This is a genomic window from Psychrobacter sp. 1U2 (assembly GCF_051847575.1).
On sequence record NZ_JBPYDC010000608.1, the window covers coordinates 1 to 943 of the forward strand.

General features: G+C 42.7%; 2 protein-coding genes. One reads left to right on the forward strand and one right to left on the reverse strand.

The genetic code is table 11. The features are described from left to right. The coding region (locus ACS8FD_RS17595) for a PrpF domain-containing protein (RefSeq protein WP_439276799.1) at positions 1 to 663 on the reverse strand (663 nt) is incomplete at its 3' end. A gap of 100 nt (positions 664 to 763) precedes the next feature. Here ACS8FD_RS17595 and ACS8FD_RS17600 point away from each other — a divergent pair. Continuing rightward, positions 764 to 943, forward strand: a 180-nt coding sequence (locus tag ACS8FD_RS17600) for a TA system antitoxin ParD family protein (RefSeq protein ID WP_439276800.1), incomplete at its 3' end; no start/stop codon positions are given.

The following is a 943-nucleotide window of genomic DNA, read 5'->3' on the forward strand; positions in this document are numbered from 1 at the left end:
ATTTAGACCGCAACCAGACACATCAAATTCATCAACTAGATTGTTTGTTGGAAACATATCGCTTGATGAGTCAACGGGATCGATAAATTCAATTTTCACTTCGGCGGCAGGGAAAGTGACGCCGTCTAATTTAAAGTCGCCAGTTTCTTGTACTTGTACCTTGCCATTCTCATCTTTGTATACAGGGACATGAGCAATGATAGTTTTGCTGATATTCTCTTGCCAAATGCGCACTTCGCAAATACCGCTATCGGCACCCTCATCAATACTATTAGCGACTTTATCCGCGTCAACGATGCCCATATTAATCGCACAAGCACCAACCGCTGCGGTTAAATTACCACAGTTACCCGCCCAATCAATCATCGGCTTGGCAATATTCACTTGTCCAAATAAATAATTGACATCGTGGTCTGCTTGCCTTGCCTCAGATAGAATCACCGTTTTTGACGTGCTAGAGCTACCATTACCTAGACCATCGATTTGTTTGCCATAAGGGTCAGGGCTGCCGATGACGCGCAGTAGAAAGTTATCACGTGCCTTGCCAGCCATTTGGCAGCGCTCAGGTAAGTCGGATAGTTTAAAGAAGGTGCCTTTGGAAGTACCGCCACGCATATAGGTGGCGGGGACGGAGATTTGTGGGGCGAACTTTGGTTGAATCATTTTTTCATTCCTTTGTATCTTCTTATAGTGTGATTAGTTAATATTTCTTGTTTGTGGTAAAATACCACAAAGGTTAGCGTTATTAAATAAGGAGGGTATTATGTCCACTGCAAGTATACGACTTAATAAGTCACTAGTTGACAAAGCTCATGCTATTGCAAAAGCACAACATCGGACACCACCGAAGCAAATTGAGCATTGGGCGACTATTGGTCAAATTATGGAGGATAATCCCGATTTATCCTATGAGTTTGTTCGTCAGTTATTAATTGCACAAGCA